The organism is Luteolibacter sp. Y139, from assembly GCF_038066715.1.
GTDB classification, from domain to species: Bacteria; Verrucomicrobiota; Verrucomicrobiia; order Verrucomicrobiales; family Akkermansiaceae; genus Haloferula; species Haloferula soli.
On record NZ_JBBUKT010000001.1, the window covers coordinates 41,810 to 55,051 of the forward strand.

The 13,242-nt window shown below is 62.7% G+C and carries 12 protein-coding genes; 8 read left to right on the forward strand and 4 right to left on the reverse strand.

Going from position 1 to position 13,242, the window contains the following annotated elements; genetic code table 11:
• Nucleotides 1-324: 324 nt before the first annotated feature.
• From WKV53_RS00180 to WKV53_RS00195, 4 genes are all read left to right on the forward strand, one after another.
• Complete coding sequence (locus tag WKV53_RS00180; protein WP_341402221.1) at nt 325-1,758, forward strand: ammonium transporter; 1,434 nt, start codon at nt 325-327, stop codon at nt 1,756-1,758.
• Between the two features lie 113 nt (nt 1,759-1,871).
• On the forward strand, nt 1,872-2,303 hold the full coding sequence (locus tag WKV53_RS00185; protein WP_341402222.1) for a hypothetical protein: 432 nt from the start codon (nt 1,872-1,874) through the stop codon (nt 2,301-2,303).
• Between the two features lie 4 nt (nt 2,304-2,307).
• Nucleotides 2,308-3,045 (forward strand): type III pantothenate kinase, encoded by a 738-nt coding sequence (locus WKV53_RS00190; RefSeq protein ID WP_341402223.1) that lies wholly within the window; start codon nt 2,308-2,310, stop codon nt 3,043-3,045.
• Between the two features lie 49 nt (nt 3,046-3,094).
• The gene (locus tag WKV53_RS00195; RefSeq protein WP_341402224.1) at nt 3,095-4,048 is read left to right on the forward strand and encodes an ROK family protein; all 954 of its coding nucleotides are present in this window, start codon (nt 3,095-3,097) and stop codon (nt 4,046-4,048) included.
• A 200-nt stretch (nt 4,049-4,248) separates the two neighbouring features.
• Here WKV53_RS00195 and lexA read toward each other — a convergent pair whose 3' ends face one another.
• Entirely contained in the window at nt 4,249-4,851 is a 603-nt protein-coding gene (lexA, locus tag WKV53_RS00200; RefSeq protein WP_341402225.1) for a transcriptional repressor LexA, read from the reverse strand.
• Nucleotides 4,852-5,081: 230 nt separating this feature from the next.
• Here lexA and WKV53_RS00205 point away from each other — a divergent pair, with 230 nt between their 5' ends.
• Together WKV53_RS00205 and WKV53_RS00210 are read left to right on the forward strand one after the other, a co-directional pair.
• A complete protein-coding gene (locus WKV53_RS00205) occupies nt 5,082-5,867 on the forward strand; it encodes a D-alanyl-D-alanine carboxypeptidase family protein (RefSeq protein ID WP_341402226.1) in 786 nt (261 codons plus the stop codon).
• A gap of 506 nt (nt 5,868-6,373) precedes the next feature.
• Complete coding sequence (locus WKV53_RS00210; protein ID WP_341402227.1) at nt 6,374-7,522, forward strand: aminotransferase class I/II-fold pyridoxal phosphate-dependent enzyme; 1,149 nt, start codon at nt 6,374-6,376, stop codon at nt 7,520-7,522.
• A 1-nt stretch (nt 7,523) separates the two neighbouring features.
• On the opposite strand, the gene WKV53_RS00215 is transcribed toward WKV53_RS00210, so the two are convergent.
• Nucleotides 7,524-8,234, reverse strand: a complete 711-nt coding sequence (locus WKV53_RS00215; RefSeq protein ID WP_341402228.1) for a TrmH family RNA methyltransferase — start codon at nt 8,232-8,234, stop codon at nt 7,524-7,526.
• Nucleotides 8,235-8,333: 99 nt separating this feature from the next.
• Here WKV53_RS00215 and WKV53_RS00220 point away from each other — a divergent pair, with 99 nt between their 5' ends.
• Complete coding sequence (locus WKV53_RS00220; RefSeq protein WP_341402229.1) at nt 8,334-9,260, forward strand: hypothetical protein; 927 nt, start codon at nt 8,334-8,336, stop codon at nt 9,258-9,260.
• Nucleotides 9,261-9,598: 338 nt separating this feature from the next.
• Nucleotides 9,599-11,239, forward strand: coding sequence for an NAD+ synthase (locus WKV53_RS00225; protein ID WP_341402230.1), 1,641 nt, complete (start codon nt 9,599-9,601; stop codon nt 11,237-11,239).
• Between the two features lie 99 nt (nt 11,240-11,338).
• On the opposite strand, the gene WKV53_RS00230 is transcribed toward WKV53_RS00225, so the two are convergent.
• A complete protein-coding gene (locus tag WKV53_RS00230; RefSeq protein ID WP_341402231.1) occupies nt 11,339-11,851 on the reverse strand; it encodes a hypothetical protein in 513 nt (170 codons plus the stop codon).
• Nucleotides 11,852-11,857: 6 nt separating this feature from the next.
• A complete protein-coding gene (locus tag WKV53_RS00235; protein ID WP_341402232.1) occupies nt 11,858-13,150 on the reverse strand; it encodes an aminopeptidase P N-terminal domain-containing protein in 1,293 nt (430 codons plus the stop codon).
• Nucleotides 13,151-13,242 lie beyond the last annotated feature (92 nt).

The window sequence follows — 13,242 nt, forward strand, 5'->3', positions numbered from 1 at the left end:
AACGGCGCTCCGCCCGGGGCTAACTAGAGTCACCCGGAGCCTCTGGCAAGGTGGAAAAGTGACCGTCGTGTCCGTTAGGCGGGGCTCTTTTAGAATGAACCTTCTGCCATTGTTAGGAAGATGCCACCTCGGCACGACCCGCAAAAGAACCTCCCGGTCGTGTCACCCTAACCGTCTTGACAATCGCTGGCACGGCATCTGCTCCCGCCACTTTCACCGTCGGAATCGGTCAAGATTCCGCCGGACCAATCCATCCGAAACCGAGTCGACATGAGCCTGAAAACACGAATGGCAAGCGGCGTCTGTACGCTAGCTGCCCTTGCAATGATGGTCTTGCCGCTGGCCACCCCGGCCCACGCGCAAGAATCCACCCCGCCACCTGCAGCCGAGGCCGCCGCGCCGGCCGCAGCAGCCGCCGCCACGCCGACGGTGGAAGAGCGACTGGCCGATATCGAGGCCTACATGAACAACGTCAAGCGCCCGGACAAGACCAGCGGCGCCGCTTCGCTCGTCGCCGGTCCCGGTCCTGGCCACAATGCCTGGCAGATGGTCAGCACTGCCCTCGTGCTGTTCATGACCTTGCCCGGCTTGGCTCTCTTCTACGGCGGCTTGGTTCGCCGGAAGAACGTGCTCTCCGTCCTCGCCCAGTGCCTCGGATGCGCCTGCATGATCACCCCGCTCTGGTGGCTGTGCGGCTACTCCCTTTCCTTCGGCGTGGATGCCAAGAGCGCCTTCATCGGCGACATGAGCAATGCCATGTTCAAGGGCCTGTCCCCTTATAACGTTGGAGCCGGCTACCACTGGATCTCGGACGGCATGTGGGCCATGTTCCAGCTCACCTTCGCCATCATCACTCCGGGCCTCATCGTGGGTGCCATCGCGGAGCGCATGAAGTTCGTCTCCATCATGGTCTTCATCCTCCTCTGGATGTTCGCCGTCTACTTCCCCTTCGCCCACATGGTGTGGTCCACGGTTGGCTTCATGTGCGGCCCGCTTAACCCCGGCGCCACCATCAAGGCCATCGACTTCGCCGGCGGCACCGTCGTTCACATGACCTCCGGTTGGAGCGCTCTCGTTCTCTGCCTTATCCTTGGCAAGCGCATCGGCTTCGGCAAGGAGCCGATGGCCCCGCACAGCATGGTTCTCTGCATGGTCGGCACCGGCATGCTCTGGGTCGGCTGGTATGGTTTCAATGCCGGCTCCGCTCTTGGTGCTGATGGCATCGCTTCGAATGCCTTCGTGACCACCACCCTCGCCGCCGGCACCGCCGGTCTTGCCTGGGCCCTGATCGAATGGATCCTCAAGGGCAAGCCAAGCGTGCTCGGCTTCTGCTCGGGCATCGTTGCCGGCCTCGTGGTCATCACCCCGGCTGCTGGCTTCGTCACCGCCACCTCGTCCGTCATCATGGGCGTGCTCGCCGGTGTGGTTCCCTTCATCGCCGTCGCTTACCTCAAGAAGATGCTCGGTTACGACGACGCCCTCGACACCTTCGGCGTCCACGGAATCGGCGGCACCATGGGTGCCATCCTGACCGGCGTCTTCGCCTCCAAGGAAGCCAACCCTGGCATCGAAGGCCTCCTCAATGGCCTGCTCGTCGAGCAGCTCAAGGCTGTCGGCCTGACCATCGTCTGGAGCGTGGTCGCCACCGCGATCATCGCCTTCATCGTCAAGGCAGTGTTTGGCCTCCGTCCGGAACCGGAAGTCGAAACCGCTGGCCTCGACCTCGCCGACCACGGCGAAGCGGGCTACGAGCACTAATCGGATTCCCGAACAACCTGTCACCCCGCGGGCGGACCTTCACTGGTCCGCCCGCTTTTTTGTTGTGCGTTTGCGTTTGCGGGTTTCGCCCGAGCCTCTATCAACCACCCCCGTTGAATCGTCGCACCAAGCTCCTGGCCGTCTGCCTCGTCATCTCGCTGGTCTTTGCCGGCTGGACGTGGACGCGTCCCTACGAGTGGAGCCATGATGCCAAGGCCCGCTATCACATCGCTTATGCCTCCTTGGACAAGGACCGCTCCTACTACTGGGTCGGCGTCCACCTGGAGCGCGATGGCCGTGAGGAACACGACTTCCACAAGCCAGTGGCGCTCGTTCTCGCCGACGGCCGGGAACTCGAACCCGCCGAATTCTCGAACACCGAAGAAGATTTCCAGAGCATCGACTACCGCTTCTGGGTCGAGGAAAAGGACATGACCGGCCCGCTGCGGATGAAGCTCAACGACGGCACCCTCACCATTCGTAAGAAATCAGGCCCTCCCCCGGTCATCGATTCGATCCGCTATTTCAACACCGCGAACTGGTAAGCCGATGCCCTGGCTCCTCGTCGACAACTCGAACACCCGCACCAAATTCGCCCTCGCCGATGCCACCGGTATCCTGGAGAGCCGCGCTTGGTTGCCGACGCCGGACATCTCTCCGGAAAGTCTCGCCACCGCGTTGAAGGGATTCGAGTTCGAGGGCACCCTTCTCTGCTCCGTCGTTCCTGAAAAGGCCCGCATCCTCCGCGACTTCCTTTCCGCTCACGGTCCCGTCCATCCGCTCAGCTATCAGAGCGATACCGGCCTGCTCATCGACTACCCCCACCCCGCCCAGATCGGAGCCGACCGCCTCGCCAATGCCATCGGCGTCGCCGCCCGCTACGGTGTGCCCGCCATCGTCATCGACTTCGGTACTGCGGTCACCTTCGACGTCGTTTCCACCGGCCCCGCCTACAGCGGCGGCGTCATCGCCCCCGGTCTCGGCGCGATGCAGGACTATCTCGGCAAGCGCACCGCCCTCCTGCCACGCATCGAAATCGACGAGCCCCGCGCCGCAATCGGCAAGTCCACCATCGAAGCCATGCAGGCCGGAGCCGTCTACGGCTACCGTGGGCTCGTCCGCGAAATTCTTTTTCGACTCCGCGCAGAGATGTCGGGCGAACCCGTGATCGTCGCCACCGGCGGCGATGCAGCCTTGATCGCACAAGGCTTGCCGGAAATCCAATACGTCGATCCCGACCTCACCTTGGAGGGGATCCGGTTAGCAGCTCTTAAGAATATCCATTAAAAGTACGTGCCAAGAACGCTCTGAGTGGATACAACGTAGTCACCGCACCATGGCTGAAACCCCTCTCTCGATTGGTGTCGATTTTGGCGGAACCTCCGTCAAATTCGGCGTGCTGTATCGCTCCAATATCATCGACCAAGCCCCGGCGATCTCCACGCCGGACTTTGACGGACCGGACGCCCTCATCGAGGCAATGCTCCGGGTGATCGGCGACCTCCGCGACCGCCATCCGCGCGTCGAGGCCATCGGCGTCGGCGTCCCCGGGTTCGTCCATTTCGAGAAAGGCATCGTCCACAACCTGACCAATGTGCCCGGTTGGACCGCGATCCCGCTGAAGAAGAAACTTTCCGACGCCACCAATCTGCCGGTGATCGTTGAGAACGACGCCAACTGCATGGCCTACGCCGAATGGAAGCGTGGTGCCGGCCGCGGCCTCAATCACCTGATCGCCCTCACCCTCGGCACCGGTGTCGGCGGCGGCGTGGTGGCCAATGGCAAAATGGTCCGCGGTGCCCAATTCGGCGCCGGCGAGATCGGCCAGATGTCCATCGACTGGCAAGGCCGCCGCGGAGCCTACGGCAACCTCGGTGCTCTGGAAGACTACGTCGGCAACAACGAGATCGCCGCCGATGCTCGCCAGACTTACGGCGAGGGAGGCCTCGAGCGCCACCTTCCCGACTGCACCCCGGCCTCATTGGCCAAGGCCGCGCTCAATGGTGACGAAACCGCTCTCGCGATCTGGGACGGCATCGCCGCCAAGCTCGCCACCGCGATCATGAACTGCTGCTGGCTGCTCAATCCCCAGGCCGTCATCATCGGCGGCGGCGTGGCAAAAGCTGGCGACATCCTGTTCAATCCGCTCACCGCGCACCTCTACGCCCAGCTTTCCGCTCCTTTCAAAGAGCACCTCATGATCCTCCCCGCCCGCTTCGGCAACGAAGCCGGCATGGTCGGCGCCGCCGCCCTCGCCTTGGAAGAGTCCGGCGTGGTGCTACAGCCGTAAGCTGAAGGAAAACTCCCTTCGCCTCCTCGGATGTAAGTAGTCCCGCCTTTAGGCGGACTTGAGCGGTCCCTCCAAGCCCGCGTCACGATCGAACGATTGGCTCCGGCGAGGGGAGGGTTTCTCGCCGGAACCAGTTCGATCTAGGGGGAAATCAAAAATGCAAAAGCACGCCGAAGCCTCAGACTCCAGTCGAGCCAGCCTCACGCCGCCTTCCGCAGTAGCGCCACCAGCACGCCCTGAATGATCAACTCGCGCGCCGGAATCAGATCCGGAAACGACTCGTTCTCCGCGTGGAGATACGGCTTGCCCTTGTTCATCACATAGCGCTTCAGCGTGGTCTCGCCATCGATCAGCGCCGCCACCACGTCGCGATCCCGCGGCTCCCGGAATTCCAGGATCACCGTGTCGCCGTGGCAGATGTGAGCATCGATCATCGAATCACCGCGCACCTTTAGCGCAAATGTCCGGGCACTCCGCGGAATCCCGAGCGTCGCAATGTCGATCGAAATACAGCCTTCCTTCTCCTGATCCACCTCGCCCGCCATACCGGCCGCGATCTGGCCATAGACCGGAATGTCCACGATCTCCTCGCGATCGAGTTCCTCCGGAAAAACCACCGCCCGTGCCTTGCCCGGAAGTCGCTGGATCACGCCCTTCCGTTCGAGGGCTCGCAAGTGGCTCATCGCCGCCGTCTGGCTGGCGAATTTGAAATAGTGTTGGATCTCCCGGGTCGACGGCATCACGCCGGTCTTCCGTTGGGCAGACTTGAGATACTCGAGGATCTCCGCTTGGCGTTGGGTCATCGGTTCACTCATGTTTTTTGAACAGTGTTCTTAGGAACAAAACACTTTGAACACCCCCCGGCAAGCGGAATATTCGCAGATTCCCGCCTTGAGGCACCGGGCAGTCCAAGGAATGATCCGCCCCGATGTTTCGCCGAGCTCGCCTTTTCGGACTTCTTGCCCTTTCCATCCTTCTGCCCGCCTGCGGCGAAGATTCCCGCCCGGTAAAACCGGTGTCCCAAGGGGAACCGATGAAAGCGGAAGCAGTCCGCCCCACCGCCATTCCCACCACGCCCCCGCCGCCCGTCGCGGCCGAAAGCGTCATCGTGATCGACCCCGTGTCAGGTCGTGTCCTCTACGCGAAGAACGCCGACCAGCGGCGCCCCGTCGCCTCCACCCAGAAGCTCGTTACGGCACTGGTCGCGATGGACAGCAATCTCGATCAATCGGTGACGATCTCCGCCGATGACGAGCGCTGCGAACCCACCAAGCTCGAAATGAAACCCGGCGAAGTCCACACCCGCCGCGAGCTGCTCCGGGTGCTGATGGTGAAAAGCGCCAACGACGTCGGTCGCGCCCTCGCCCGCGACATCGGCGGCAGCCAGGAAGGCTTCGCCGCGCTGATGAACCAAAAGGCCGCCCAGCTCGGCATGCGGAATTCCCACTTCATCAACCCGCACGGCCTGCCGCAGGAAGGTCAGTTTTCCACCGCGCGCGACATGGCCATCGCCGCCCGCTCGGCATGGCGTAGCCAGACCATCCGTTCCTTCACCTCGCTGCAAAGCACCACCTTCCAACACAGTGATGGCCGCGTGAAGACGCTCCAGAACACCAACAAGCTGCTCAAGCGCGTGCCCTACTGCGATGGCCTCAAGACCGGCACCACCGATGCCGCCGGCCGTTGCCTCATTTCCTCCGGCACCCTCGGCGGTCGCTCCGCCATCGTCGTCGTGCTCAAGAGCACCACGCCTAACATCTGGAACGACTCCGAAAAACTCCTGCGCTGGTCGCTCGAACGTCCGGCGTCGGAAGGATGAGGTTCCGGCCGGACCTTGCCTCGATTTCAAGGTCCTGACATGACATTCGCTCCCAGCTCCCTTGGCCACTTTGTTGGCAATATCCTGGTCAGGTGCCCTCGCTGTAGCAGGCGGGCTCACCTATTGGAGTTGGTGAACCAGCAAGACATCCATCAAGGTCACAGGCTTGTCTGCCCAGCGTGTAGCTTGAGCCGAGAATGGAGGCTGGAACCCGGTCATGGCGTTCCTTTTCCGGGAGAAGGCCCTGTGCTCGTTGGCTTTGGCGTGTCTCTTTGGTTGCAGACTCCATGTCATGGCGAAATTCTCTGGGCGTACAATTCCCGCCACGTCCAATTCTTGGAAAGCTACATCGGAGCTTCATTGCGAGGCCGTCGGCGAGATCCCAAATGGGGTTGGTCAAATAGCGCGATGCAGAGCCGCTTGCCACGTTGGATGACCGATGGCCTTCATCGGGACGAAGTGATCGCTTGCCTTTCAAAGCTTCACACCCTCGCACTTCAGCGGTCATGAGCAGCATCGGCCTAGGCAAGGGACCACAGGGGGAGCTCGCGGATCTATCCGCCGCAGGACTACTGCGGACCCTGAAGCCTCTCGACTCTCCCACCGGCCCGCGAGTCATTCGCGATGGCCGTGAACTCTGGAATTTCGCTTCCAATGATTACCTCGGTCTGGCTTCGGACCCAGAGCTGGCCGAAGCCTTCATCGAAGGTGTTAGAAAATACGGAGCAGGCTCCGCAGCCTCCCGCCTGGTCTGCGGCACACTGCCACCGCATCGTCTGTTAGAAGATGCCTTGGCCGCCGCCAAAGGCACTGAAGCCGCACTCGTCTTCTCCTCCGGCTTCGCCACCGCCGTCGGCAGTCTCCCAGCCTTGGCAGGAAAGGACGACGTCCTCGTTCTCGACAAGCTCTGCCACGCCTCGCTCATCGATGGCGCCCGCCTCTCCGGTGCCACCATCCGCGTCTTCCCGCACAATGACACGGCGAAGCTCGCCCGCCTGTTAGAGACCATCCGCGCCAAGCAACCCGCGGCACGGGTCATCGTGGTCACCGAGTCGGTATTCTCCATGGACGGCGACCTCTGCCCCCTAGCAGAAATCATCGAATTGAAGGACCGCCACGGCGCACTCCTCTTCCTCGATGAAGCCCACGCCTTCGGCGTCCTCGGCCCGCACGGCATGGGACTAGCGGCGCAACTCGGCCTCCAGCACCGCGTCGATTTCCAAATGGGCACCTTCAGCAAGGCCGCCGGACTCTCCGGCGGCTACCTCGCCACCTCCACCGCATGGCGTGATCTGTTAGTGAACCGCGCCCGCTCCTTCGTCTACTCGACCGCACCTCCTCCCGCGCTTGCCCACGCGACCATCGCCTCGCTGGAACGCATCCGCTCCACCGATGGAGACCATCGCCGCAAGCAACTCCGCGAGAACATTTCCATCCTTTCCGCCAAGCACCCATCCCCCATCGTGCCCGTGCTCTTCGGCACCAATGACGCCGCACTGGCCGCATCCACCCGCTTGGAAGAGCACGGCTTCCTCGTCCCCGCGATCCGCTACCCCACCGTCCCACGCGGCACCGCCCGGCTGCGCATTTCTCTATCCGCCGCTCATTCCCCAGAGACCATCGCGGCACTGGCTTCAGAAATAGGTCATAGGTGACCTATTCTCCACTTTCCACCGCGAGCTCTTCCAAAGCCTCCCCCACCTCCCCGCCAACCTGCCGGTCACAAGCCGCCTTCCAAAACGGCCCCAGCCCCTTCTCCGGATCACCCATCACGAGCGCTCGACGTCCACTCGTCACCGCCTCTCCGGAAAAAGCCTGCTCCCACCCGCAGAGCTCCACACCCGCCGCCTTCAGCGAGCGCAGCAGCAGCCCGCCATCCGCAATCCGGATCGGCAGCTGAAAAGTCGCACCACCCGCCGCGCGGACCGCCTCCACATGGAACGGCGACACCCCTTCCGCGCCTAACAATACCCCGGCCGCATCATGCTCCGCCGCCAGCCGGATCACCTCACCCGCCACCCTCGGATCATCCAGCCGCGGACACACCACCACCAGCGCCTCCGCATCCAGCGAGCGCAGGAAAGCCGCCACCTCCCCGGTCTCCGAGGGCTTCTTCGCCAACCCCAGCACCCCACCGTGAATCGAAGCATCAGCCAGGGAGGCCATCTCCGCCGGAGCCACGCGAGCCACCTCCATCCCGCTCCACACCGGTACCTCCCACGAGTGATCTTCGGAAATCACAACACCCGCCACTTCCCACCACCCCGCAAGCGCAGCCTCCACCATCCCCTGACCCTCCAGCACCACCCACGAGGGGTCCCTGCCGTCGGTCAGTTGCTCGCGGAGCGTCGTTTGCCAATCAGTCACGCGCACCGGTTACGGTAGCCGGAGGAGAATGTCGAATTTCCGCCTGCGAAATGGCGCCGGACGCGGCAAACTTCCCCGGACCGTCGACGTTCTCCTGCCATGCGCCTGCTCTTCTTCGCCCTCGCCTCCCTCGCGGCTGCCGATCCCCTGCCGCAGAATGTCGTCCCGGCACCCGCCGTGGTCGAAGCCCAGCCGGACGAAGGCGACCGCAAGGCTTGGAACACACGATACTTCCACATCGATAGCGACCTCGTCATGCCGCCGAACGACTTGGCCCGCCTTTCCCAAGTCGCCGACACCACCGCGCTCGCCGTCAAAGGCTATCCCCTGCCGCTGTTCGCGCCGCCGGATGAAAAGCGCCCGCGCATTGCCATTTACTCTACCGACCAGACCTACCAGCAGGCCGGCGGTGTCCCGGGCTCCTCGGGCCACTACAATATGCACCCGGGCCTCATCCTCATCCATGGCGGCCACCTCACGCGCCCTCCCGATGCCGGTCGCTCGAAGCTCGGCCCGCGGAATGACGAGGACCTCGTCGTCCACGAGCTCGTCCACCTCTGCATGCACCGGCTGAATCACGGCCTGCCCCAGTGGCTGGTCGAGGGCATCGCCGAGTATTTCGCCGCCGCCCATACCGGTGGAGGACGCTTCTCCTTCGCCAATATGGACGCCGCCATCCGCGATCACCTGCGGGTCCGCCTCAGCCCGAATGACCCAGGCATCCCCTTGATCCCCGTCTCGGATCTGGTCGGGCTCGATGGCCGTGGCTGGCACGAGTACCTCGCCAAGCTGCCGGCAGACGAGCGCTACCGGACCTACGCCACCGCCCTCCTCCTCGCCCACTACCAGATCCACGGCGGGCCCAAGCGCGCAGAAGCCCTGAAAGCCGCCCTCGTCGCCGCCCCCACGAACCGCCGCCCCGTGGAGATCCTCACCGCCGAAACTGCGGATGCCACCCAGGAAGCCTTGGTCCGCTACTGGAAACCGAAGGGCCTGACGCTGGAATTTCCCGCAAAAAGTCGCTGATTTCCAACACTCCGTCCGATTTTGGGAACAATTTGTGAATTTTCATTTAAATTAATCCTTTCCAAACCCGGAATATTTGGCAATTTTGTTTACAGGTAACAGCGCTTCGGTGCTGCAACCCGGCCAGCAGGTCCATCCGGCAAGGCATCAAGCATCGGTTCTGAATCCGGGGGGATTTCGACCGAGGCCGCCCGCCAAGGATCCGCTGGTTCAGAAAGGGTGCGAATTGTGATTCCGGGGGGACTTGCGATTCGCGCCCTTCTTTTTGTACTCGTTCGGCACCTTTTGTACCGATTTGGGATTTCCTCCCCCGCCCTCCCCGCGTTGAGTCGCCCCACATGAAGGTTGGGATCGCGCAGATCAATGGAGTCATCGGGGACTTCCCCGGCAATGCCAAGCGGCTGCTCCAAGCCTACCGCGAATGCTTGGAACAAGGCGCGGACTTGGTCATCACGCCCGAGCTCTCCCTCGCCGGCTACCCGCCCCGCGATCTGGTCTTCAAGTCGCAGTTCGTCCCGAAGTGCCTCCAGGCCCTGGACTACCTCGCCGGGGAGATCAAGGAGGTCCCGCTGCTCGTCGGCTACGTGGATCACAACGACTCCGGCCAACCGGGCAAATCCTTCCGCAATGCCGCCGCCTTCCTCCACCGGGGCGAGATCGTCGCCAAGGTCTGGAAGACCCTGCTGCCGACCTACGATGTCTTCGACGAGCGCCGCTACTTCGAGCCCGGCGAGAAGTGCGAGCCCATCGTCTGGAACGGCCTCCGCCTCGGCATCACCATCTGCGAGGACATCTGGACCGAGGAATACCTCCACCGCCCGCTCTACGACCGCGACCCCGTCCAGGAACTCACCGCACAGGGCATCGATGTCCTCCTGAATCTCTCCGCCTCCCCCTTCCATCTTGGCAAGCCGGAGATCCGCCGAGAAATGATGGCACAGGTCGCGAAGGAGGCCGCCGTCCCAATCATCTACGCCAATGCCGTCGGCGGCCAGGACCAGCTCCTCTTCGACGGCCACTCGCTCGTCGCCACCCCGGACGGCCGCATCGCCGTCCAGATGCCCGGCTTCACCGAGCAATCCCTCACCGTCGATCTCGACTCTCTCCCATCCGGCGATGCCCCACTGCCCCAGCCCGTCGCCGCCGGCCAACTTCACGACGCCCTCGTCCTCGGCCTTCGCGACTACGTGAAGAAGTGCGGCTTCCGCAGCGTCTGCCTCGGCCTCAGCGGCGGTATCGATTCCGCCCTCACCGCCGTCCTCGCCGCCGAAGCCTTGGGACCTGAAAACGTCCACGGGCTCACCATGCCCAGCCCCTTCTCCTCGGGCGGCAGCGTCGATGACTCCATCTCGCTCGCGGAGACCATCGGCATCCGCTGCACCACTGTCCCCATCGCCGACACCTTCGCCTCCGTCAAAGCCGCCATGGCCCCCTTGTTCGCGGGCACCAAGGAAGACGTCACCGAGGAAAACATGCAGGCCCGCATCCGCGGCCTCTACCTCATGTCGCTCTCTAACAAGTTCGGCCACCTCCTCCTCACCACCGGCAACAAGAGCGAGCTCGCCGTCGGCTACTGCACCATCTACGGCGACATGTGCGGCGGCCTCGCCGTCATCTCCGACCTCCCGAAGATCCGCGTCTACGAACTCTCCCGCTGGATCAATCGCGACCGCGAGATCATCCCCTGGAACACCATCGACAAGCCCCCCAGCGCCGAGCTCCGTCCCGATCAAAAGGACCAGGACACCCTCCCGCCCTACGACATCCTCGATGGCATCCTCGAACTCTACGTCGAGCGCCACCTCTCCGCCGACGAGATCGTCGCCCACGGCTACGAGGAAAACCTCGTCCGCTGGGTCCAGCGCCGCGTCGACCTCAACGAATGGAAGCGCCAGCAAGCCGCCCCCGGCATCCGCGTCACCTCCAAGGCCTTCGGCATGGGCCGCCGCATGCCCATCGTCCAAGGCTTCACCGGATAAGGAGTGTCGACGTTCCGTCGACGCGGCGAGGACTCCCCGTCCACCCTCTTTACTGCCCTGACCATTGTCCTTTGGCGTAGCAACGATCGGCCACGCACGTCAGACGTTCCCGAAGAACACGACCTCACCTTGCGACTGGAGTAGGCCCCTCACCAATTTCGGCAACTCCCACACCGGCTTCTCGCTAATGTAAGCCAGATCCTCGTCGTCCGGCATCGAATCGTCATACAGACAATCTTTCGACACGCACAGGAGCCGAAACTCTCCATCAGCAGCATCGACGGTCAATCCAACCGTGTAGCTCTCGGAATCGACCATCAGAGGAAAAAACGGCCAACCAAAGAATGGATCGTCTTTGGGCCACTGATCCATGGCCTCCGCGCCATAGATCACAATAAACTCCTCCGGAGTTCCCCTCTCGACAGCAACGCTCGGCCCTCTCGGCAGAAACAACCGGGCACCCCTGAGGAACGAGTCTCTGGGAGGAGAATCCTCTCCCTCGTCGAGATCGCCGCCTTCAAATCCCGGGAAGGCTTCCGAGACGAAGCCTTCCCTAATTAGGAATTCCCACAATCCCGTGAGTTCTTCCCGGTATTTGATGACAGGCTCCATTCGGAATCACTTCCGATTCATCAACTCCTCAATCTCCTCCACCTCAATCGGAATATCCCCCATCAGATCGAAGTTCCCCTTCTTCCCGATCACCACATCATTCTCGATCCGGACCCCCAGTCCCTCCTCACGAATGTAAATCCCCGGCTCGATGGTAAACACCATCCCCTCCGCAAACGGCTCATGCGGCGGCGCCACATCGTGCACGTCCAGGCCCATGTGATGCGAAGTACCATGCATGAAGTACTTCTTCACCAACGCCTTGTCCGGCCCCTGCTCCTTCGCCTCCTTCGCACCGATCAGACCGAGCTTCACCAGCTCCGCCTCCATCAGCTCGATCACCTGTTTCTGATACTCCATCGGCGTATTCCCCGGCCGCAGGATCTCGTTCGCCCCGCGGAACACCCGCAGCACCGAGTTGTAAACATCCCGCTGCCGCGCCGTGAACCGGCCATTCACCGGAATCGTCCGCGTCAAATCCGAGGCCCAGCCCGCATACTCAGCCGCTACGTCCAGCAACAGCATGTCCCCATCCTGGCAGACCTTGTCGTTCTCGATGTAGTGCAGCACACACGCATTCGCCCCGCTGCCAATGATCGGCGTATAGGCAAACCCGCGCGAGCCACGCCGCACAAACTCATGCAACAGCTCCGCCTCCACTTCCCACTCGCCCACCCCCGGCTTCACAAAGCCTAACAAACGACGGAAACCCGCCTCCGTGATCTTGCAGGCCTTCTGGATGATATCCACCTCCACCGGATCCTTCGTGATCCGCAGCCGGTGCATCAGCGGCGCCAGCCGCTCATAGCGATGCAGCGGATAGCGGCTCTGGCACTTCTTGATGAACCGGTCATTCGCCGTCTCCACCACCGTCACGGCACGCAGGTGCTCATTCGTCGCGAGGTAGATGTGATCCACCTGCGGGATCAACCGGTGCAACCACGACTCAAAACTGTGGCTCCACTCAATCCGCTCGATCCCCGTCGCCACCTTCGCCTGCTCCTTCGAAAGCTTCTCCCCGTCCCAGATCGCGATCAGCTCGCTCGTCTCCTTCACGAACAGCATCTCCCGCTCCTTGGGATCCTTCGCGTCCGGCATCAGCACCAGCATCGTGTCCTCCTGATCCACGCCCGTGAGGTAGAAGAGATCCGCGTTCTGCTTGAAGGCCATCGAGCCATCCGCATTCGTCGGATACACGTCGTTCGCCAGCACGATCACGATGCTGTTCGGCTTCAGCAGGGCACGCAGCTTGTCGCGGTTGCGGACGAAGAGCTGGGGATCGATGGGTTCGTAGCGCATGGAGCCACTCCAGCCGATGCCCCCGTCCCCCGCAACGCCATTCCCACACCCCGCCAAAATCTTGGCGAAAGCTGCAGAATCAGCGCCCGGAA